This is a genomic window from Actinopolymorpha sp. NPDC004070, from assembly GCF_040610475.1.
Taxonomy (GTDB): Bacteria; Actinomycetota; Actinomycetes; order Propionibacteriales; family Actinopolymorphaceae; genus Actinopolymorpha.
The window spans coordinates 315927-335175 of sequence record NZ_JBEXMJ010000008.1 but is presented as its reverse complement, the minus strand read 5'-3'; the positions used below and the strand labels follow the sequence as shown (position 1 = coordinate 335175).

At 71.7% G+C, this 19249-nt stretch carries 16 protein-coding genes; 4 read left to right on the top strand and 12 right to left on the bottom strand.

Annotation, left to right across the window (positions count from 1 at the left end; translation table 11 throughout):
* Window positions 1-163: 163 nt before the first annotated feature.
* Window positions 164-1087, bottom strand: coding sequence for a hypothetical protein (locus ABZV93_RS17150; RefSeq protein ID WP_354936521.1), 924 nt, complete (start codon window positions 1085-1087; stop codon window positions 164-166).
* 1074 nt (window positions 1088-2161) lie between these two features.
* Between ABZV93_RS17150 and ABZV93_RS17145 the strand changes: the two genes are divergently transcribed.
* The 3 genes from ABZV93_RS17145 (at window position 2162) to ABZV93_RS17135 (ending at window position 5718) form a co-directional block, all read left to right on the top strand.
* Entirely contained in the window at window positions 2162-3223 is a 1062-nt protein-coding gene (locus ABZV93_RS17145; protein WP_354936518.1) for a hypothetical protein, read from the top strand.
* Between the two features lie 67 nt (window positions 3224-3290).
* Window positions 3291-4337 carry a non-homologous end-joining DNA ligase gene (gene ligD / locus ABZV93_RS17140; protein ID WP_354936515.1) on the top strand — a complete coding sequence of 349 codons (1047 nt, stop codon included), beginning with the start codon at window positions 3291-3293 and terminating at the stop codon, window positions 4335-4337.
* 76 nt (window positions 4338-4413) lie between these two features.
* Window positions 4414-5718, top strand: coding sequence for a DUF6596 domain-containing protein (locus ABZV93_RS17135; protein WP_354936512.1), 1305 nt, complete (start codon window positions 4414-4416; stop codon window positions 5716-5718).
* A gap of 51 nt (window positions 5719-5769) precedes the next feature.
* On the opposite strand, the gene ABZV93_RS17130 is transcribed toward ABZV93_RS17135, so the two are convergent.
* Genes ABZV93_RS17130 through ABZV93_RS17120 form a run of 3 tightly spaced genes read right to left on the bottom strand, consistent with a single transcriptional unit; the run spans window position 5770 to window position 8243 of the window.
* The gene (locus ABZV93_RS17130) at window positions 5770-6309 is read right to left on the bottom strand and encodes a hypothetical protein (RefSeq protein ID WP_354936509.1); all 540 of its coding nucleotides are present in this window, start codon (window positions 6307-6309) and stop codon (window positions 5770-5772) included.
* Between the two features lie 60 nt (window positions 6310-6369).
* Entirely contained in the window at window positions 6370-7440 is a 1071-nt protein-coding gene (locus tag ABZV93_RS17125; RefSeq protein WP_354936506.1) for an ATP-dependent DNA ligase, read from the bottom strand.
* Window positions 7441-7478: 38 nt separating this feature from the next.
* Complete coding sequence (locus ABZV93_RS17120) at window positions 7479-8243, bottom strand: pyrimidine reductase family protein (RefSeq protein ID WP_354936503.1); 765 nt, start codon at window positions 8241-8243, stop codon at window positions 7479-7481.
* Between the two features lie 127 nt (window positions 8244-8370).
* Between ABZV93_RS17120 and ABZV93_RS17115 the strand changes: the two genes are divergently transcribed.
* Window positions 8371-9225 carry a polyphosphate kinase 2 family protein gene (locus ABZV93_RS17115; protein ID WP_354936500.1) on the top strand — a complete coding sequence of 285 codons (855 nt, stop codon included), beginning with the start codon at window positions 8371-8373 and terminating at the stop codon, window positions 9223-9225.
* A 39-nt stretch (window positions 9226-9264) separates the two neighbouring features.
* Here the strand turns inward: ABZV93_RS17115 and ABZV93_RS17110 are convergent, their stop codons facing one another.
* The 8 genes from ABZV93_RS17110 to ABZV93_RS17075 all read right to left on the bottom strand — a co-directional run bounded on the left by ABZV93_RS17110 (window position 9265) and on the right by ABZV93_RS17075 (window position 18836).
* Window positions 9265-9726, bottom strand: a complete 462-nt coding sequence (locus ABZV93_RS17110; RefSeq protein ID WP_354936498.1) for a MarR family transcriptional regulator — start codon at window positions 9724-9726, stop codon at window positions 9265-9267.
* Window positions 9723-11393 carry an MFS transporter gene (locus ABZV93_RS17105; RefSeq protein WP_354936495.1) on the bottom strand — a complete coding sequence of 557 codons (1671 nt, stop codon included), beginning with the start codon at window positions 11391-11393 and terminating at the stop codon, window positions 9723-9725. The genes ABZV93_RS17110 and ABZV93_RS17105 overlap by 4 nt, the downstream gene beginning before the upstream one ends.
* A 306-nt stretch (window positions 11394-11699) precedes the next feature.
* The gene (gene glgX, locus ABZV93_RS17100; protein WP_354936493.1) at window positions 11700-13799 is read right to left on the bottom strand and encodes a glycogen debranching protein GlgX; all 2100 of its coding nucleotides are present in this window, start codon (window positions 13797-13799) and stop codon (window positions 11700-11702) included.
* 428 nt (window positions 13800-14227) lie between these two features.
* Window positions 14228-14944 carry a sirohydrochlorin chelatase gene (locus tag ABZV93_RS17095; protein ID WP_354936491.1) on the bottom strand — a complete coding sequence of 239 codons (717 nt, stop codon included), beginning with the start codon at window positions 14942-14944 and terminating at the stop codon, window positions 14228-14230.
* The gene (cobA, locus tag ABZV93_RS17090; protein ID WP_354936488.1) at window positions 14931-16274 is read right to left on the bottom strand and encodes a uroporphyrinogen-III C-methyltransferase; all 1344 of its coding nucleotides are present in this window, start codon (window positions 16272-16274) and stop codon (window positions 14931-14933) included. Before cobA ends, ABZV93_RS17095 begins: the two co-directional genes overlap by 14 nt.
* The gene (locus tag ABZV93_RS17085) at window positions 16271-16987 is read right to left on the bottom strand and encodes a phosphoadenylyl-sulfate reductase (RefSeq protein WP_354936485.1); all 717 of its coding nucleotides are present in this window, start codon (window positions 16985-16987) and stop codon (window positions 16271-16273) included. The genes cobA and ABZV93_RS17085 overlap by 4 nt, the downstream gene beginning before the upstream one ends.
* Window positions 16984-17130 carry a hypothetical protein gene (locus tag ABZV93_RS17080; protein ID WP_175542441.1) on the bottom strand — a complete coding sequence of 49 codons (147 nt, stop codon included), beginning with the start codon at window positions 17128-17130 and terminating at the stop codon, window positions 16984-16986. The genes ABZV93_RS17085 and ABZV93_RS17080 overlap by 4 nt, the downstream gene beginning before the upstream one ends.
* Window positions 17127-18836, bottom strand: a complete 1710-nt coding sequence (locus tag ABZV93_RS17075; protein WP_354936482.1) for a nitrite/sulfite reductase — start codon at window positions 18834-18836, stop codon at window positions 17127-17129. Before ABZV93_RS17075 ends, ABZV93_RS17080 begins: the two co-directional genes overlap by 4 nt.
* Window positions 18837-19249 lie beyond the last annotated feature (413 nt).

Sequence of the window (19249 nt, the reverse complement as noted above, 5' to 3'; positions counted from 1 at the left end):
GTTCCGTTCTGGCCGTCGGCCGACCCCCCCCAGCTCATCCCCCGCCGCCCGCCCCCCATTCCCCCCCCCCCCCCGGGGCGCCCCCCCCCCCCCCCGGCCCCCCCCCCCCCCCCGCTCCTGGTGTGCCCGAACGTTCCGGCCGGGCGGGCCGTCTGCGTGGCGTTCACCTGCCGCGGGTGAGCACCGGGGTGACGGTGAGCTGTCCGTCCCCGCTGTCGGTCCGGATGACGGCCAGGTGCAACCCGGCGACGTCGCCCTCCACGAAACCGTTCTTCGGTGTCAGGTGACCGGCGACCCAGCGCTGGGCGGCGTCGAGTCCCTTCCCGTTCGCGACCTGGCGCAGCGCGTCGCCGTAGCGCCGCCGGAGCTCGGCGTCGGTGACCTTCGCCTCGCCGTCGTAGTGGGCCGCGGTCACCGTTACCTCCGAGGTGCTGAACCTCGTCCGGACTTCGTAGGGCGAGGACTCGGGGGTGCAGCTGTACGAGTCACACTCGTAGCCCGCCTTGCCCAGCGGGGCGGACATGCTGGCCGGGTCCTTCGGGAAGTCCGTGCCGCGCGGCATCCTCGGCGCGTTCGACCCGGTGAACGACGCGGAAGCTGCTTCAGGATGTGCGCTGAAGCTCACCGCGCCCCAGCTCAGGCGGGTGCTTCGGTCGGCATCGTCGCCGAAAGCGGGCAGTGCGGCGTACTCCTGTCCGAGCAGTGGCTTGCCGACCACCTCGACAACCTCCCGCACGGGGCTGATCGCGTCGCCGGGGGGCCGGACCGTTCCGCGGACACCGGTGACCGGTGCGGCGTCGATCTCCACCAGGGCCGCCCTGTCGTCACTCCCGGACCCGATGCGAACCGTCACCCGGGTGCCGTCGGACTCGGTGCGGTAACACGACCGCACCTTGGTAGGGGACGCCTGCGTGTCGTAACAGGTGAATCCCCGGCTGGTGAGCGGACCGGTGAGCTCGGTGGCGGCCACGGGCGCGGCCGCGGGACTGGTCTTCTCCTCGTGCGGCGCCGACCCGCCGAAACCACCGCCCAGCACGCCCCCGCCGAAGACGTAGCCGCCGACTGTCACTGCGACGAGAAGGATCATGACAAGGCCGCCGCCCAGGAGCCACCAGAGCTTCCGGCGTCGCCTGGGCGGTGCCTCCGGCGGCTGGTGGGGCCCGCCGGGCGGTGCCGCCCAGGTCGGCGCCGGCCACGGTTGGCCCTGCCGTCCGGGTGGAGGACCCTGCTGCGCAGGCGGTGGTCCGCCGAGCGGAGCGCTGCCCTGAGGCCCAGGTGGGCGCTGCCGATCGTTCGGGCCCTGTCTCCTGTCCGGGTGGTAGTGCGGCGGTGCCTGGCCCGGACGCTGGGACTGCCCAGGCGGTGGGGTGTTCTGCCCGGGCGGTGCGCTGTGCCAGGGGGGACCCGGACGAGGGTGTGCTCCGGACTGGCTGGGCGAAGACGGACCAGACCGTCCGGGCGGCGGGCCCTGCGGCCCGGGCGGGCCGCCGGATCGCCGACGGGCCTCGTCCGGACGTCCCGGTGGCGGTTGGCTCATGGTCGCCCAGTATGCCGTCTGCACGTGGTCCGGTTGCGCACCATCTGCCCGACTTTGACATTGGGCGAAGCGCCGGTAAAGGTACCCACAGGTCGCCCTCGTGGTGCTGGCGGCACTCCCGGTGACGGGCCGGGCAACGCTCGCCCGACCTACCGCATGACCTGCCATCCGACTGAACCGACATGGCGCCAGGTCCGTCCCGACCGACGCGCCGAGGGGAGAAGCTGGCCAGTGCAACCTCCAGCAGGCCGTCGGCCGGGACCACCAGCCCAGGGTCCGCGGCAGGGCCCGGCCCACGGTCCGCGGCAAGATCCCCGCCGGGCTCCGCAGCAGGACCCGCAGGGCAGGCCACGGGGCCCGCGACAGGACCCTCGGCCGGGCCCGCAGCAGGGGCCGCCGCCAGGCCCCTGGCAAGGGCCGAGCGCTCAGGGCCGGCACCCCCAGGAACCGCCACACGGACAGGTCCCGGGACGGGCGCCGGCCCCACCCGTCGCCGGTCCGGCACCCGGGCGTACGGCTCCCGGAGGCCCACCGCCGTCCCGCCCCACGGGTCACCCGCCCGTGCAGGGCCGGCCCCCTTCCACGCCGGAGCCGCGCAGGCGGCGTGCCGGTCTCGTACTCGGAGTGGTCGGCCTGGTGATCGTCCTCGTCGCCGCGGGCGCGGGCGCGGTGTGGTTCGGAAAGAACTGGCACCGCAGCTCCACCGAGGACCCCGGCGACTACTACGGCAAGCAGGCGGACAGTCCGCGTGACGTGCCGACCTACGCCGAGCCCGGTGGCACCGGCGGCGCGATGGGAACGGCGTTGCGCGCGAGCCTCACCTCCGCCGGTTTCTCGTGTACCCGCACCCCCGGCAACCGTTCCGCGCTGCTGACCTGCGTCCAGACCGGGAACGATCCCGCACCGTTCGTGGCGAAGGTGACCATGCTGACCGGCCGCGAGGAGGTCGTCCGCGTCGACGCGGACGTACGCCCCGACCCGGCCTGGTCGAAGCTGGACTCCGGCACCGGCAACAACTTCGGCGGGGAGCCGGACGTGTCGGCCGTGGCGTACCGCACCTTCACCGTGCTGGGATTGGCCGCGATCCCCGCCGGCGAGCGTCCGGAGTTCGACAAGGCGATGCGGAAGTCGCTGTCGGACAAGAGCCGGGAGACGGCGCAGACATCGGTGGCCGACGTCGCCGTGATGGTACGCACGTCCGGTCCCTCCAGCTTCGAACTGCGCCGCGGCGAGGAGAGCGGTGACCTGGACTACACGCCGGGCCTCAGCCTGATCACCCCGAAGGAGGTGTCGGAGGCCCTCGGCAGACAGGGGATGACCTGCCACCGGACGGAGGAGTCGATGACATGCACTCGGGGCGACGTCAAGGTCCACCTGACGTTTCCCCGTCCACGGATCAAGGGTCCCGACCAGGACATCACCGCGCTGACGGCGTCCGCGCCGGCAGCCGGTGGGAGTGTCAACCCTGGGTTGCGGGACACCGCGCGGACTCTCACCGGGCTGGTCGTCGGGAAGTTCGGCGGCGCCGGACCGGCGCGGTCCTGGGCCGCCGGCTGCTTCGGTGACCGGACGGCGGAGACGGTGGTGGGCGCCAGCACCCTGCTCTGCACGCCGCAGCTCACGGGGACGGTCGACTCTCCTCGGGTGGTGAGCCACGAGTTCACGGTCCGCCCGGTGCGGGACTAGGACAGACCCTGGGTTGCTTCGGTCGCTACCGGCCCGGCCTGGGGGTGGGGCACGCTAGCGTTCGACCATGGCGACGCCGTACGAAGAGATCGAGGTCGGTGACCGCACCGTCCGCCTCACCAACCCCGACAAGATCTACTTTCCCGAGCGGGGCTTCACCAAGCGGGACGTGGTGCGCTACTTCCTGTCCGTCGGTGAAGGCATCCTCGGCGCGCTCCGCGAGCGGCCGACGACCCTGGAGCGCTGGCCCGGCGGCGTGTTCGAGGGCGCGAAGCTGTCCACTCGGGCCGACAACCGCGGTGACGCGTTCTACCAGAAGCGCATACCCAAGGGTGCGCCCGAGTGGGTGGAGACCGCCCGCATCGCGTTCCCGAGCGGGCGGTTCGCCGACGAGGTGTGCCCGACCGAGCTCGCGGTGGTCGCCTGGGCGGCCAACCTCGGCACGCTGACGTTCCACCCCTGGCCGGTACGCCGCGCCGACGTCGACCATCCCGACCAGATCCGGATCGACCTCGATCCTCAGCCCGGCACCGACTTCACCCACGCGGTGGCGGTGGCACCGCAGGTGCGGGAGTTGCTGCACGAGCTCGGCATGGAGGGCTGGCCGAAGACCTCCGGTGGCCGCGGCCTGCACGTCTACGTCCCGATCCAACCGCGGTGGACGTTCACCGAGGTACGCCGCGCCGTGATCGCCCTGGGCCGGGAGCTGGAACGCCGGATGCCGGACCACGTGACGATCTCGTGGTGGAAGGAGGAGCGCGGCGAGAAGGTGTTCGTCGACTACAACCAGATGGCCCGTGACCGCACGATCGCCTCGGCGTACTCCCTGCGGGCCAACCCGCGGGCGACCGTGTCGGCTCCGCTGCGCTGGGACGAGCTGACCGAGGTCCGACCCGAAGACTTCGACCTGGAGACGATGCCCAAGCGGTTCGCCGAGGTGGGCGACCTGCACGCTGGAGTAAGCGAGGAGGCGTACGACCTCACGCCCCTGCTGGAGTGGGCCGATCGGGACGCCCGTGATCACGACCTGGGTGACCTTCCCTACCCGCCCGACTACCCGAAGATGCCGGGTGAGCCGATGCGAGTGCAGCCCAGCCGGGCGAAGAAGGCCTGACCGCAAGCCGCGGTTGACGGGCGCGTGGGGACCTGAGGAACCAGAAGAACCCGAGGAACAGGTGCACGGCACGGCGATGACGGACGAACGGGCCGCGAGCGCGGCGGTCGAGCAGGCGTTCACCGACCACTGGGGCCGGCTGCTCGCACTGCTGACCGGCCAGCTGCGCAGTCTGGAGATTGCGGAGGAGTCGCTGGCCGACGCCTTCGAGCGCGCCCTCCGGCACTGGGCCGTGGACGGTGTACCCGACCGGCCGGAGGCCTGGCTGCTCACCACCGCCCGCCGCCGCGGCGTCGACCAGTTGCGCCGGGAGAAGACCCTGGCCCGCAAGCTGCCCCTGCTCGTGGTCGACGCCGAGCCGGCCGGGGTGACCGGCACCGCGGACACCACCGACCTCGCCGACCTCGTGGCCGGCAGTGCCGAGGAGGAGATACCGGACGAGCGCCTCCGGCTGTTGTTCACCTGTTGCCACCCGGCGCTGGCGATGCCGGCCCGCGTGGCGCTCACCCTCCGCATGGTCGGTGGCCTCACCACAGCCGAGATCGCCCGCGCGTTCCTGGTGTCCGAGCCCACCATGGCGGCCCGGATCACCCGGGCGAAGAAGAAGATCGCCGCGGCCGGCATTCCTTACCGCGTGCCGCGTGGCGCGGATCTGCCCGCGCGGCTCGGTGGTGTCCTCGCGGTCCTGTATCTCGTCTTCACCGAGGGGCACGCGGCGTCGTCGGGGGAGACCCTCGTGCGCAGCGGACTGTGCGCGGAGGCGATCCGGTTGACCCGGGTGGTGGCCGCGCTGCTGCCCGCGGAGCCGGAGCCGGTGGCTTTGCTCGCGCTGATGGTGCTGCAGCACTCCCGGCGGGACGCGCGCACCGACGAGGGGGGCAGGCTCGTGGTCCTGCCCGACCAGGACCGTTCCCGCTGGCACCGGGCCGAGATCGACGAGGGTGTCGCGCTGGTCGAGCGGGCGGCGTCGTACGGGCGGTTGTCGGCGTACCTCCTGCAGGCGGCGATCGCCGCCGAACACGCCAGCGCGTCCGAGGCCTCCGACACCGACTGGGCGGCCATCGCCCAGCTGTACGAACGACTCGAACGCCTCACCGACGGCTCGCCCGTCGTCCGGCTCAACCGCGCGGTCGCCGTCGCCGAGACCTCCGGAGCAGACGCCGGGCTGGCCCTTCTCGAGGGCTTGGAGGAGCGGCTCGGCGACTACCAGCCGTTGCTCGTCGCCCGGGCCGACTTCCTCCGGCGGACCGGCGACCACACCGCTGCCCGGGCCGCCTACACGAGAGCCCGCGAGCTGACCGGGAACGACGCCGAACGCGACTTCCTCGACCGCAAGCTGGCCGAACTCGACGACCAGCCCGCCGAGCTGCCACCGAGGTGAGTGGCCGAGGGGAGCGACGCGGGCGACGTCAGGCGACGCGAAGGAACGTCGTCAGACCGACCGCTCGTCGCGCACCGACGGATCGCCGGGCTTCGCCGGGTCCCTGTGCTCGATGAGGTGCAGGCACGGCACGCCGAGGCGGCGGCGCGCCTTGGACGTCCAGTCGACGTGGAAGAACTCCGCGACCACGTGCGGGCGGGTGAGGATGACCACCTCGGAGGCCTGGCGCTCCCGGACCGCGTTCGACAGCGCCTCGACCGGCTCGGCGGAGGTGACCTCGCCGTCGACGGCGCAGCCGCGGTCGGCAAGAGCGGTCAGGCTCTCCTCGAGCGCGGCCTGGCTGCGTTCGACGATCTCGGCCTGGATCTTGGCCAGGTCGACGTCGGGGAAGTTCAGGGCCGAGGTGGCCAGCACCTCGCTGGCGGCGATGGACCCGAGCGCCGACTCCACCCGCGCCGAGGCGTCCTCCACCGGCAGCAGCACGTGCACGTGGGTGCGCCCTGGATGGGTGCCGGCTCCGTAGAGTCCGGCGATCTGGCCCGCGTCGACCTGCGACAGCGGCTTCTCGATCAGGAGTACGACCTCATACATCGCGGACCTCCATGTCCCTGAGGTTCATCGTCCCGCGCGGGTGGCGAGGTGCAAAGAATGTCACTCCAGGCCCAGGATCTCGGCAAGATCGAAGCGGACCGGTTCCTCGAGTTGGTCGTAACGGCACGACTGCGGCTCGCGGTCCTCGCGCCATCGGACGAACTGCGCGGTGTGCCGGAAGCGCACGCCCTCCATGTGGTCGTAGCGCACCTCGACGACGCGTTCGGGCCGCAGCGGCACGAACGACAGGTCCTTGCCGGCGCTCCACCGGCTCTGCTCGGCGTTGCGGGGCGTACGGCTGCCGCCTTCCTGCTTGGCCCACGCCCACGGGTGGTCGTCGAACGTCGTGACCAGCGGCTGCAGCTCGGTGAACAGCTCCCGCCGCCGGGCCAACGGGAAGGCGCCGATCACGCCCACGCTGGCCAGGTCACCCGCGTCGTTGTAGAGACCGAGCAGCAGCGAGCCGATCGCGTCCGGGCCGCTCTTGTGCACGCGGTAGCCCGCGACCACGCAGTCGGCGGTGCGTTCGTGCTTGATCTTGAACATGACCCGCTTGTCCGGCTCGTACGGCCCGGTCAACGGCTTTGCGATCACGCCGTCCAGCCCGGCGCCCTCGAACTGGTGGAACCAGCGCTCGGCCAGGCCGCGGTCGGTGGTCGCGGGCGTCAGGTGGATCGGCGAGGTGACGCCGGCCAGCGCCTCCTCCAGGGCGGCGCGGCGGACCGAGAACGGCTCGCCGGTGAGGTCGTGGTCGTCCAGGGCGAGCAGGTCGAACGCCACGAAGTGGGCGGGCGTCTGCTCCGACAGCAGCCGCACCCGGCTGGCGGCGGGGTGGATCCGCTGCTGCAGGGTGTCGAAGTCGAGCCGCCCGCGGGCACGGTCGGGCACCACGAGCTCGCCGTCGATCACGCACCGGTCCGGCAGTTTCGCCTGGACCGCGGCCACCACCTCGGGGAAGTAGCGCGTCATCGGCCGCTCGTTGCGGCTGCCGATCTCCACCTCGTCGCCGTCGCGGAAGATGATCGACCGGAAGCCGTCCCACTTGGGCTCGTAGCTGTGGTCGCCGTGGGGGATGTGCTTGACCGGCTTGGCGAGCATCGGTGAGACCGGTGGCATCACGGGCAGCTGCATCCGCCCAGTCTGGCCGAACCCGCTGCCGCCCGGCGAGGTCACCCCGGCGTTTCACGGTGCGAACCGGTGAGCCAGCGCTGGAACACGAAGCCGTCCTCCTCCAGCAGCGCGGCCAGCGTGAGCCGGGTGGGTTCGGCCAGCAGCGGGCCGTGGGTGATCCGCATCGCCGGCCCGGCCAGCAGTTCCGGCGACTGGGTGAGACACACCTCGTCGACCAGCGACCGGGCGAGCAGTTCCGCGAACAGGCTCGGGCCACCCTCGGAGAGGATCCGCCGGTACCCCCGCTCGGTCAGCGCGGCGACGGCCTCGGTCACGTCGACCTCGAACTCGCCGGCGATCGCGACGTCGACCCGGCCCTCGAGGGCGGCCCGGCGCTCGGGGGAGCAGGCCCGGGAGGTGATCACGACGGTGCGCGGGTCGGCCAGCAGCTTGTCCGGCAGGTCCAGGGAGTGGCTCACCACGGCGATCGGCGGGGTGGGCGCCAGGCCGAGCTTCTCCCGCAGCGCGGTGAACGCGGGCCGGATGGTCGCCGGTCCGTAGCGTTCGGCGCGCGCGGTCCCGGCGCCGACCAGGACCACGTCGCACAGCGCCCGCAGCAGGGCGAGGACGTGCCGGTCGGGCCGGCCCGAAATAGTCCCGGACCGCCCGTCGGGTCCCTGCGCGGCGCCGTCCACCGAGGAGACGAAGTTGACCCGCAGCCAGGTCCTGTCCGCCGGGTAGCGGTAGATCTCGGCGAGTTCGGCGTCGGTCAGCTCCGCGGTCGCCGATGTGGGCTCGGCCGGGCCGGTGGTGAGGATGCGCACCCGGTCGATCCCACCAGACCCGCGTACCGCTGCGGACGCCAGGGCCGGTCCGCGTCCCTCGCACACCGGCACGGATGCGGGCAGACTTGCCGGGCAGCGGATGTCGTACGGACCGAACGGAGCCCGGATGAGCGGGGACGACGTGAACAAGCGGCTGGCTGACGTACTCGCGTTGCCGCCGGGGCCGGTGGATCTGGCGAAGCTCCCCACCGACACCACCCCGGGATTCGACGGCGGCAAGCGCGCCGGCAAACGAGCGCTCGCCGAACTGGCCCCCACGGTGTCGGAACTGCAGGAGCGGCTGTTCGCCGAGGGCCACACCGGTGGCACCCGCAGCCTGCTGCTCGTCCTGCAGGGAATGGACACCTCCGGCAAGGGCGGGACGCTGCGCCACTCGGTCGGCCTGGTGGACCCGCAGGGTGTGCGGATCACGTCGTTCAAGGCACCCACCCGGCAGGAGCTCCGGCACGACTTCCTGTGGCGGATCCGCCAGGCGCTGCCCGAGCCCGGCTACCTCGGGATCTTCGACCGCTCGCACTACGAGGACGTGCTCGTCGCCCGGGTCCACAAGCTCGTCCCGCCGGAAACCTGGATGACCCGCTACGACGTCATCAACGAGTTCGAACGCGAGCTGACCGGCAACGGCGTCACCGTCGTCAAGTGCTTCCTGCACCTGTCGAAGAAGGAACAGAAGAAGCGGCTGACCGCCCGGCTGGAGGACCCGACGAAGTACTGGAAGTACAACCCCGGCGACGTCGACGAGCGCGCCTGCTGGGAGGACTACCAGGTCGCCTACGCCGCCGCGCTGGAACGCACCAACACCGACGCCGCCCCGTGGTACGTCGTGCCCGCCGACCGCAAGTGGTACCGCAACCTCGCCATCACCAAGCTGCTGGTGGAGCGGCTGTCCGAGCTCGATCCGCAGTGGCCGGCCGCGAACTTCGACGTCGACGGCGAACTCGCCCGGCTGAACCGCACCTGAGCTCGCGGCCCCCGCGGGCCCCCGGCCCAGCGGCCCGGCTCAGGCGTCGTCGCCCACCAGTGCCTCCAGCGCCGGCAGCGCGGCGACAAGCGCCTCGTGCTGCTCGGGCGTCAGCCGCTCGACGCGGTTGCGCAGTGCTTCGGTACGCAGCGAGCGCAGGCCGCGGGCGATCTGCTGGCCCTCCTCGGTGGCGGACACGATGCTCGCCCGGCGGTCGGCGGGATCGGGGGTGCGGACGGCGTACCCCGCGCTCTCCAGCGAGGCCACCACCCGCGACAGGGTGGGTGGTGCGACCTGCTCGCGGTTGGCCAGGTCGCCGAGCCGCATCGGACCCGCGTTGGTCAACGTCGCCAGAGCGGACATTCCGCCGTGCCCGAGATCACCGCGCTGGGACGCGCCCTGCCGGCGCATCCAGCGCGACAGCCGGGCGATGGCGAGGTAGAGCCGGGTGGCTTCCTCCCGGTCCATGGTCTCGGGTCGTGTCGTCGCGTGGTGTGTCATGCGGCGGCACCCTCTTCCTCGATCGTCTGGCGTTCGCCGTGGACGTAGCGCTCACCCCGCAGCAGCGAGGCGAAGGCGCCGATGACAGTCATGATGGCAGCCGCGGCGAACACGATCACCAGCCCGTGGTGAAACGGCGTGGCGATCAGCCGGGGAAAGAACTCCTTGCCGGTGAGCGTCGCGACGTTCGAGGCCGGCAGGTGGTCCAGCGCGCCGGTGGGCCCGAGCAGCTTGGCCATCGGGTTGTAGCCGAGGAACGCCGCGAACAGGCTGCCCACCGGCGGCAGGTGCCCCACCGACTCCGCGACCGAGGAGGAGACGCCCTGCTCCTCCAGTCCGCGGGTGAGCGTGGCAGGTAGCGAGTTCGCCAGGCCGGCGATCATCAGCGAGAAGAAGATGCCGATGGACAGCGACGTCCCGGAGTTGAAGAACGTCCCGCGCATTCCGGCCGCCGCGCCGCGCTGGCCGGCCGGAACGCTGTTCATGATCGCGGAGGTGTTGGGGGAGGAGAAGAGTCCTGAGCCGATGCCGTTCACCGCGATCAGCCCGGCGAACGCCCAGTACGGAAACTCCACCGGCAACAGCAGCAGGCCCACGAACGTCGCGGCCACCACCAGCAGCCCGCCGGTGGCGAAGGCCCGCGCGCCGTAGCGGTCGGAGAGGTAGCCGGACACCGGCCCGGCGAGCAGGAACCCGATGGTGAGGGGCACGAGGTAGATCCCCGCCCACAGCGGCGTCGCGGCGTAGTCGAAACCGTGCAGCGGAAGCCAGATTCCCTGCAGCCAGATGATCAGCATGAACTGCATCCCGCCGCGACCGATCGAGGCGAGCAGACCGGCGAGGTTGCCGGCGCTGAACGCGCGGTTGCGGAACAGCCCGAGGTGGAACATCGGCTCGGCCACCCGGGACTCGATCACGCAGAACGCGGCCAGCAGGGCGAGGCCGCCGATCAGGCCGGTCAGCACCAGCGGGCTCGTCCAGCCCATGGTGTGCCCGCCGTAGGGCTGGATGCCGTAGGTGATGGCGGCCAGCAGGGCGGTGAGGCCGAGGGCGAAGGTGAGGTTGCCGGCGACGTCGATCGAGCCGCGCCGGCGTTCACCGAGTTCGTGCAGGGAGCGGTAGGACCAGATGGTGCCGAGGATGCCGATCGGGACGCTGACCCAGAACACCGCCCGCCAGTGCCACTCGGCCAGCAGACCGCCGATGATCAGCCCGAGGAACGACCCGGCGATCGCCGCCACCTGGTTGATGCCGAGCGCCATTCCGCGCCGGTTGGCCGGGAACGCGTCGGTGAGGATCGCGGTGGAGTTGGCGAACAGCATCGCCCCGCCGACGCCCTGGACCACGCGCCACCCGATCAGCCAGAGCGCTCCGGCGCTGTGCACGAACGGGTCGACGGCGAGCATGACCGAGGCGACGGAGAAGACCACGAAGCCGTAGCTGTAGATGCGGACCCGGCCGAACATGTCGCCGAGCCGGCCGAGGGAGACCACCAGGACCGCGGAGACGAGCAGGAAGCCCATGATCATCCACAGCAGGTAGCTCACGTTGCCCGGCGCCAGCGGGTCCAGGCGGATACCGCGGAAGATCGCCGGCAGGGAGATGATCACGATCGAGGAGTTGATCGTGGCCATCAGCACGCCGAGCGTGGTGTTGGACAGCGCCACCCATGGGTACCGCGGGTGGTCGTGTTCGTACCGTGCGCGCCTGCCGGCGGTTCGGCGAACGGACGTCTCGTCTTGTTCCCGGACGTCTCGGGTGCTGCTCGGCGGGTTGCTCGGCAATGACACGGCTGCGGGCCTCCGCGAGTCGGCGAGAAATAGTTGCTTGACGCTAACTAAACTAACCGATGCCGGGGCCCCGGATGTTCCCGGGCGCCGAAGCGACCGCGACCCGCCCCCGGTGGTACGGGGCGGGTCGCGATGTCTCTCGTCGTACGGGAGGGTTCTCGGCGTACGGGCCGAGGTGCGGGCCTATGCCCGCTTGAGCACCCGCAGCGAGCGGGAGAGCAGCTTGACCTGCTCACCGGCGCGTACGGCCTCCCGGTCGCTCACGTCGTCGTCGGCGGTGTCCAGGACCGTTTCCCAGGCCTCGCCGTACTTCTGCGGCGGCAGAGCGAACTCCAGGTCCTCCTCGGAGGCGTTGAACAGCAACAGGAACGAGTCGTCCACGATCCGCTCGCCCTGGTCACCCGGCTCGTGGATGGCCTCGCCGTTCAGGAACACCGTGAGGGACTTGGCGAACCCGGCGGTCCAGTCGCGCTCGGTCATGTCGTTGCCGTCCGGCTTGAGCCAGGCGACGTCACCGAGCTTGTCCCCGGCGCCGTCGATGCCCGCGAAGAACCGCCGCCGGCGAAAGACCGGGTGTGCACTGCGCAGCTCGCTCACCGCCCGGGCGTAGCCGAGCAGGTCGGAGTCGACCGCGCCCCAGTCGATCCAGGAGATCTCGTTGTCCTGGCAGTAGGCGTTGTTGTTGCCCTTCTGCGTACGCCCGAACTCGTCGCCGTACAGCATCATCGGCACACCCTGGGACAGGAACAGCGTGGTGAGGAAGTTGCGCTGCTGGCGCCGGCGGAGGGCGAGCACGTCCGGATCGTCGGTCGGCCCTTCCGTGCCGGAGTTCCAGGAGCGGTTGTCGTCGGTGCCGTCGTTGTTGTTCTCGCCGTTGGCCTCGTTGTGCTTGGAGTTGTACGAGACCAGGTCGTTCAGCGTGAACCCGTCGTGGGCGGTGATGAAGTTGATCGACGCGTACGGCTTGCGGCCGTCGTCCTCGTACAGGTCGGAGGAGCCGGTCAGCCGCATCGCGAACTCGCCGAGCGTCGCCGGCTCGCCGCGCCAGAAGTCGCGTACGCAGTCGCGGTACTTGCCGTTCCACTCCGTCCACAGCGGCGGGAAGTTGCCCACCTGGTAACCGCCGGGCCCGACGTCCCACGGCTCGGCGATCAGCTTCACCTGCGACACGATCGGGTCCTGCTGGACCAGGTCGAAGAACACCGACAGCCGGTCGACCTCGTGGAACTGACGGGCCAGGGTGGCCGCCAGGTCGAAGCGGAACCCGTCCACGTGCATCTCGGTCACCCAGTAGCGCAGCGAGTCCATGATCAGCTGGAGCACGTGCGGGTGGCGCATGAGCAGGCTGTTGCCGGTGCCCGTGGTGTCCATGTAGTAGCGCGGGTCGTGGTCGACCAGGCGGTAGTAGGCGGCGTTGTCGATGCCGCGGAACGCCATCGTCGGGCCCTGGTGGTTGCCCTCGGCGGTGTGGTTGTAGACCACGTCGAGGATGACCTCGATGTTGGCGCGGTGGAGCGCGCGCACCATCGCCTTGAACTCCAGCACCTGCTCACCGAGCTGCCCGGTGGAGGAGTAGGCGTTGTGCGGGGCGAAGTAGCCGATGGTGTTGTAGCCCCAGTAGTTGCGCAGACCCTTCTGCACCAGCAGGTCGTCGTGCACGAACTGGTGCACCGGCAGCAGCTCGACCGCGGTGACGCCGAGCGACGTCAGGTGGTCGATCATCGCCGGCGACCCGAGGCCGGCATAGGTGCCGCGGATCTCCTCGGGAATCTCCGGGTGGTCGATGGTGAGGCCTTTGACGTGCGCCTCGTAGATCACGCTCTCGTTGTAGGGCCGGCGCGGCGGACGGTCGTCCTGCCAGTCGAAGTACGGGTTGATGACCACCGACTTCATCATGTGCGGCGCGGAGTCGAGAGTATTGAGCGTCTCGGGGTTTTCGAAGCGGTACGAGAACAATGCCTCGTCCCAGTCGACCTCCCCCTCGATCGACTTCGCGTAGGGGTCCAGCAGCAGCTTCGCGGGGTTGCAGCGCTGGCCCTTGCTCGGGGCGTAGGGCCCGTGCACGCGGAAGCCGTACCGCTGTCCCGGCGCCACCCGGGGGATGTAGCCGTGCCACACCGACGCTTCCCGCTCGGTGAGCGGGACCTTGGTTTCGTTGCCGTCGTCGTCGAACAGACAGAGTTCGACGGATTCGGCGACCTCGCTGAACAACGCGAAGTTTGTGCCGGCGCCGTCGAACGTCGCCCCCAGGGGGTACGGCGATCCCGGCCAGACGTCGACCATTCGCGTTCCTTTCCTTGTCCTCTTGCGCGAATACTGCCAGGTGCGGAATCGATCGGGTCGGCGCCTCCTGCCCGGCGGCGGTGGGCGTTTCCCGGTCCGACCAGGCCGCGCGGCCCATCACGGTCGGTGACCGGCGGCGCGGCGGGCACGATTCCCAACCAGGTCAGCGATGTGTGCTCCGTACGGCGACCTGGCGGTCCGCACCGGCCTCCGTGAACGACGGCGGCACGGGGGACGGCGGGCCCCGGTGGCCCGGGCGACCCCGGCCGTCGGCGGGGTCCGCAGGTCACCGCAGGTCACCGCGGACGCGGCCGGACGGAGCGCACTGGACCCGTCATACCCTGCGAGCCGCCTCGAACCCGGACGGCCGCGTCAATTCCCCGTAACGGCCTTTCCGCCATACGGGCGACTGTCCGACCAGTGTCCGACTACGCCTGGTCCGCGCGGTCGGCGACGATTGCCGCGACCTGCGGGCACGCGCCCAGGGGCTCGCCGACGGCCACCGCGCCCGCGGAGGTCGCGGACGCACGGATCCGGTCGGCGAAGAACCCAGGTGCCAGCAGGTACGTCGCGACGCCCACCCGCCGGGCGCCGCTCGCCCGCAGGTCACCGACCGCCTCCTCGACGGTAGGCGCGGCGGCGGAGGCGAACGCGCACCGGGCCGGTACGCCGAGCAGGCGGCCGAGGTCGGCGGCGGTCTCGGCCACCGTGTCGTTCGCCTGCCGGTTGCTCGACCCCGCGGCCGCGAGCACGACCGCGTCGAGCGGCGGGGCCTCGGGAGCGCGGGCTTCGGCGAGCCGGGCGGCCACTGCCTCCACCAGGCGTGGGTCCGGGCCGAGCACCCGGCTCAGCCGGACCGTCCAGCCGCGGGACCCGGCGAGCTCGGCGACCGCCGGCAGGTCCTGCTGGGCGTGGTAGGCGTCGCTGAGCAGGAACGGCACGACGGCCAGGTCGGTGACGCCCCGCGTGGCGAGGGCCTCGACCGCCTCCTGCGGGGTGGGGGTGGCGAGCTCGAGGAACGCCGCGCCGGCGGCGGCGCCGGGCCGCAGCCGCTCCACCATGGCCGCGACCTGGTGGGCGACCGGCGCGGCCCGCCGGTCACGGCTGCCGTGCGCGACGAGCAGCAGCCCTTCAGCCGTCGGCATTCCCCTCGGCATCCGGGTCGAAGTCGGTGGGTTCGGACGCCACCGGCTCGGCCGGGGCCGTGGGTTCGGCGCCGGCGGCGAGGGCGGCAAGGTCGGCGGCGACGTCGACCACGTCACCGACCACGATCACGGCGGGGGAGCGGACATCTCGGGCGGCGGCGGCCCCGGCGATGGTGGCCAGGGTGCCGGTGGTGGTGCGCTGGCCGGGGAGGGTGCCGCGTTCGACCACGGCGACCGGGGTGGTGGCGGGCCGGCCGTTGCGCAGGAGCCCCTCGGTCAGGGCGGGCAGCTGGCCGACGCCCATCAGGAACACCAGCGTGCCCTCCGTGGCGGCGAGCCCCGCCCAGTCGGGCGTCTCACCCTCGCGGGCGTAGTGGGCGGACACCACCGTGAACTGCCGGGCCACCGCGCGGTGGGTGACCGGGATGCCGGCCGACTCGGGTACGGCCACCGCGCTGGTCACCCCGGGCACGACCTCGCAGGCGATGCCGGCCCGCGCGCAGGCGAGGGCCTCCTCGGCTCCGCGGCCGAACACGAACGGGTCGCCGCCCTTGAGCCGGACGACCCGCTGGCCGGCCCGGGCCCTGGCCACCAGCAGGTCGTTGATCTCCAGCTGGGTGAGCGCGTGCGCCTTGGGTCCCTTGCCGGCCTCGACCACCTCGACCTCTGCGTCGAGCTCGTCCAGCAGCGCGCGGGGGGCGAGCCGGTCGACCACCACGACGTCGGCGTCGGCGAGCAGCCGCCGCCCCCGGACGGTGATGAGTCCCGGGTCGCCGGGCCCGCCGCCGACCAGCGCCACGTGGCCGGCACCCGGAGTCCGGCGTACGCGCCGAAGCGGCAGCTCCCCGGACTGCAGGAAGGTCGCGATGCGGTCCTTCAGCCGGCGGGCCCGGCGCGGGTCGCGGCCGGCGGAGACCGCCACGGTCACGTCGTCGAACCGGACGGTGGCGGGCGTCCAGGCCGCGGACCGCTCCGCGTCGTCGGCGCGTACGCACCAGATGCCCGCCGCCTCGGCCTCGGCGGCCACGGCGGTGTTGGTGGCCGGGTCGTCGGTGGCGGCCTGGACGATCCGGGCGCCGGACGGGCCGCCGCCCGGATCACCGCTCACACCACCGCTCAGATCACCCGGGGTGTACTCTCTGGCCACCCAGTCCACCCGTCCGGGCTCGACCAGGGCGGCCACGTCCTCGCACAATGCCGGCGCGACCACGGTCACGACCGCGCCCGCCTCCAGCAGCCCGCCCACCCGCCGCGCGGCCACCGGCCCGCCGCCGACGACCACGGCACGCTTGCCGGCGAGGTCGAGCAGCAGGGGGTAGCGCGGGCTCATCTGTGGATGCCGCACTCGGTCTTCGCCCGGCCGGCCCACCGGCCCGCACGCGCGTCCTCGCCCTCGGCGACCCTGCGGGTGCAGGGCCAGCAGCCGACCGACGGGTAGCCGTCGTCCAGCAGCGGGTTGGTGAGGACGCCGTTGTCGGCGACGTAGCGGTCCACGTCCTCCTGGGTCCAGCGGGCCAGCGGCGCGATCTTGACCTTGCCGCGCCGGTCGTCCCAGCTGACCACGGGGGTGTTCGCCCGGGTGGGGCTCTCGTCCCGGCGGATCCCGGTGGCCCAGGCGTCGTAGTTGGTCAGCGCCCGCTCCAGCGGGGCGACCTTGCGAAGCTGGCAGCACAGCTCGGGGTTGCGGCGGTACAGATCGGGTCCGAGGGTGGCGTCCTGCTCGGCGACGGTCTGGCGCGGCCGCACCGTTACCAGGTTGATCGGGATGGTGACCGACGCGGCGTCGGCCGTGCCCACCGTCTCGGGGAAGTGGTAGCCGGTGTCCAGGAACACCACGTCGACCCCGGGCACCTGCTGGGAGACCAGGTGGGCCAGCGCGGTGTCCTGCATCGACGAGGTGACCGCGAACCGGTCGCCGAAGGTGTCGGCGGCCCACCGCACGATCTCCGCGGCACTGGCCTCCTCGAGGTCACGCCCCGCCTGCCGGGCGAGCGACTCCAGGTCGTCCCGGCAACGCCGGGTGGCCGTCGTCGTGAGTGTCATGGGCGCACCTTCGTCCCGACGTACTTCACTGAGAAGACCCGAGTGCACCCGCGGCACTCCCAGGCGCCGTGCGGCTCCTCGACGGGCCGCAGGTCCTCCTCGGCGCAGTACGGGCAGTAGAACGGTGTCGCGCGTTCGGTCATGCCAAGGCCTCCTGCGGAGCTCGGGTGACCCACTGCGCGAACCGCTCCTGTGGCTCGCGCTGGTCGAGGTAGTGCCGTACGACGCGTTCGATGTAGTCGGGCAACTCGGCGGAGGTGACCTTCAGGCCGCGCAGCTTGCGCCCGAAGCCCGCGTCCAGTCCAAGCCCGCCACCGAGGTGAACCTGGTAGCCCTCGACCTGATTCCCGTCCGAGTCCAGGACGATCTGTCCCTTCAGGCCGATGTCGGCCACCTGGATCCGGGCACAGGAGTTGGGGCAGCCGTTGATGTTGACGGTGACCGGGACGTCGAGCTCGGGGATCCGGCGTTCGAGCTCGTCGATCAGGTCGTGCGCGCGCTGCTTGGTCTCGACGATGGCGAGCTTGCAGTACTCGATGCCGGTGCAGGCCATGGTGTTGCGCCGCCACGCGGAGGGTCGGGCGTGCAGGCCGAGGTCGGCGAGTGCCGCCACCGCGGACTCGACGCGGTCCTCCTCGACGTCGAGGACGAGCAGCTTCTGGTGCGGTGTGGTGCGTACGCGGTCACTGCCGTGCGCCTCGACCACATCGGCGAACTTGCCGAGCAGGGTGCCCGAGACCCGGCCGGCGACGGGGGCCAGGCCGAGGAAGAACTTCCCGTCGCGCTGCCGGTGCACGCCCACGTGGTCACCGGGTACGGCGGGGATGGCGGGCGCGGGGCCGTCGACCAGCTTTCGCTTGAGGTACTCGTCCTCGACCACCTGGCGGAACTTCTCCGGACCCCAGTCGGCCATCAGGAACTTGATCCGCGCGCGGTGCCGCAGCCGCCGGTAGCCGTAGTCGCGGAAGACGCTGGTGACCGCCCACCAGACCTCGGCCACCTCCTCGCGCGGCACCCACGTGCCGAGGCGCTCGGCCAGCATCGGGTTGGTGGACAGCCCGCCGCCGACCCAGACGTCGAAGCCGGGGCCGTGCTCGGGGTGCTCCACGCCGACGAACGCGATGTCGTTGATCTCCGGCGCGACGTCGTGGTTCGGGTGGCCGGTGAGCGCGGTCTTGTACTTGCGCGGCAGGTTGGAGAACTCCGGGCTGCCGATGTAGCGGCGGGCGATCTCCTCCACCGCGGGGGTGGGGTCGATGATCTCGTCGGCGGCGATCCCGGCGACCGGGCTGGCGATGATCACCCGCGGGCAGTCGCCGCACGCCTCCTGGGTCTGCAGGCCTACCGACTCCAGGCGTTCCCAGATCGCCGGGACGTCCTCGATCCGGATCCAGTGCAGCTGGATGTTCTGCCGGTCGGTGATGTCGGCGGAGTCCCTGCCGTACGTCGAGGAGACGTCGGCGATGGCCCGCAGCTGGGCGACGGTGAGCTGGCCGCCGTCGATGCGCACCCGGAGCATGAAGTACTCGTCGTCGAGCTCCTCCGGCTCCAGCGTGGCCGTGCGGCCGCCGTCGATCCCGGGCTTGCGCTGGGTGTAGAGGCCCCACCAGCGGAACCGCCCGCGCAGGTCGGAGGGGTCGATGGAGTCGAAGCCGCGCTTGGCGTAGATGTTCTCGATCCGCGCCCGGACGTTCAGCGCGTCGTCGTCCTTCTTCAGCTGCTCGTTCTTGTTCAGGGGCTCGCGGTAGCCGAGCGCCCACTGGCCCTCACCACGCTTGGGGCGCGGCTTTCTGGGAGCGGCGGCACGGCGTTCGGCGGTGCGGTCGACGGCCTGGGGCGCAATAGCCATGGAGTGCGATCCTCGCTGGAGAGCAGGTCACGGACAGGTGTGACAGGAAGCAGGTCTGGCGGTGGATCGGCGCGACCGGGGCGCCCGAGATGGCCACCGGCAGAAGTGTCGAGTGCGGCCGGGAGCGGGGCGCGTCAGCGCGCCCGGCGACAGAGCATGCTGCGCATTCGGCCGAAATCGAGATGGCGCCGTCCGACGAGCAACGGGCAGACGGGCGCATTCATGGGCACCAGCCTGCGTGATCGAGACCTCACCAGGCAACCAGCGTGACCGGTATCCGAGACGATTGTCTCGAAATCGGCACGGCCGTTCGGCGTCCGGTCGCCGGTCTGGAGCCTTCCGGCCACCGATCTGGACTCTGTACCTACCAGTACGTATGCTGCCGGGCGCGGCGAGTGCGGACCGGCTGATCG

Coding starts and splice junctions, on each gene's coding strand:
- ABZV93_RS17075 (WP_354936482.1), bottom strand. CDS start 18,836: ATGGCTATTGCGCCCCAGGCCGTCGACCGCACCGCCGAACGCCGTGCC.
- ABZV93_RS17130 (WP_354936509.1), bottom strand. CDS start 6,309: ATGTATGAGGTCGTACTCCTGATCGAGAAGCCGCTGTCGCAGGTCGAC.
- glgX (WP_354936493.1), bottom strand. CDS start 13,799: ATGGTCGACGTCTGGCCGGGATCGCCGTACCCCCTGGGGGCGACGTTC.
- ABZV93_RS17115 (WP_354936500.1), top strand. CDS start 8,371: ATGAGCGGGGACGACGTGAACAAGCGGCTGGCTGACGTACTCGCGTTG.
- ABZV93_RS17135 (WP_354936512.1), top strand. CDS start 4,414: ATGACGGACGAACGGGCCGCGAGCGCGGCGGTCGAGCAGGCGTTCACC.
- cobA (WP_354936488.1), bottom strand. CDS start 16,274: ATGAGCCCGCGCTACCCCCTGCTGCTCGACCTCGCCGGCAAGCGTGCC.
- ABZV93_RS17080 (WP_175542441.1), bottom strand. CDS start 17,130: ATGACCGAACGCGCGACACCGTTCTACTGCCCGTACTGCGCCGAGGAG.
- ligD (WP_354936515.1), top strand. CDS start 3,291: ATGGCGACGCCGTACGAAGAGATCGAGGTCGGTGACCGCACCGTCCGC.
- ABZV93_RS17095 (WP_354936491.1), bottom strand. CDS start 14,944: ATGCCGACGGCTGAAGGGCTGCTGCTCGTCGCGCACGGCAGCCGTGAC.
- ABZV93_RS17110 (WP_354936498.1), bottom strand. CDS start 9,726: ATGACACACCACGCGACGACACGACCCGAGACCATGGACCGGGAGGAA.
- ABZV93_RS17125 (WP_354936506.1), bottom strand. CDS start 7,440: ATGCAGCTGCCCGTGATGCCACCGGTCTCACCGATGCTCGCCAAGCCG.
- ABZV93_RS17085 (WP_354936485.1), bottom strand. CDS start 16,987: ATGACACTCACGACGACGGCCACCCGGCGTTGCCGGGACGACCTGGAG.
- ABZV93_RS17150 (WP_354936521.1), bottom strand. CDS start 1,087: ATGATCCTTCTCGTCGCAGTGACAGTCGGCGGCTACGTCTTCGGCGGG.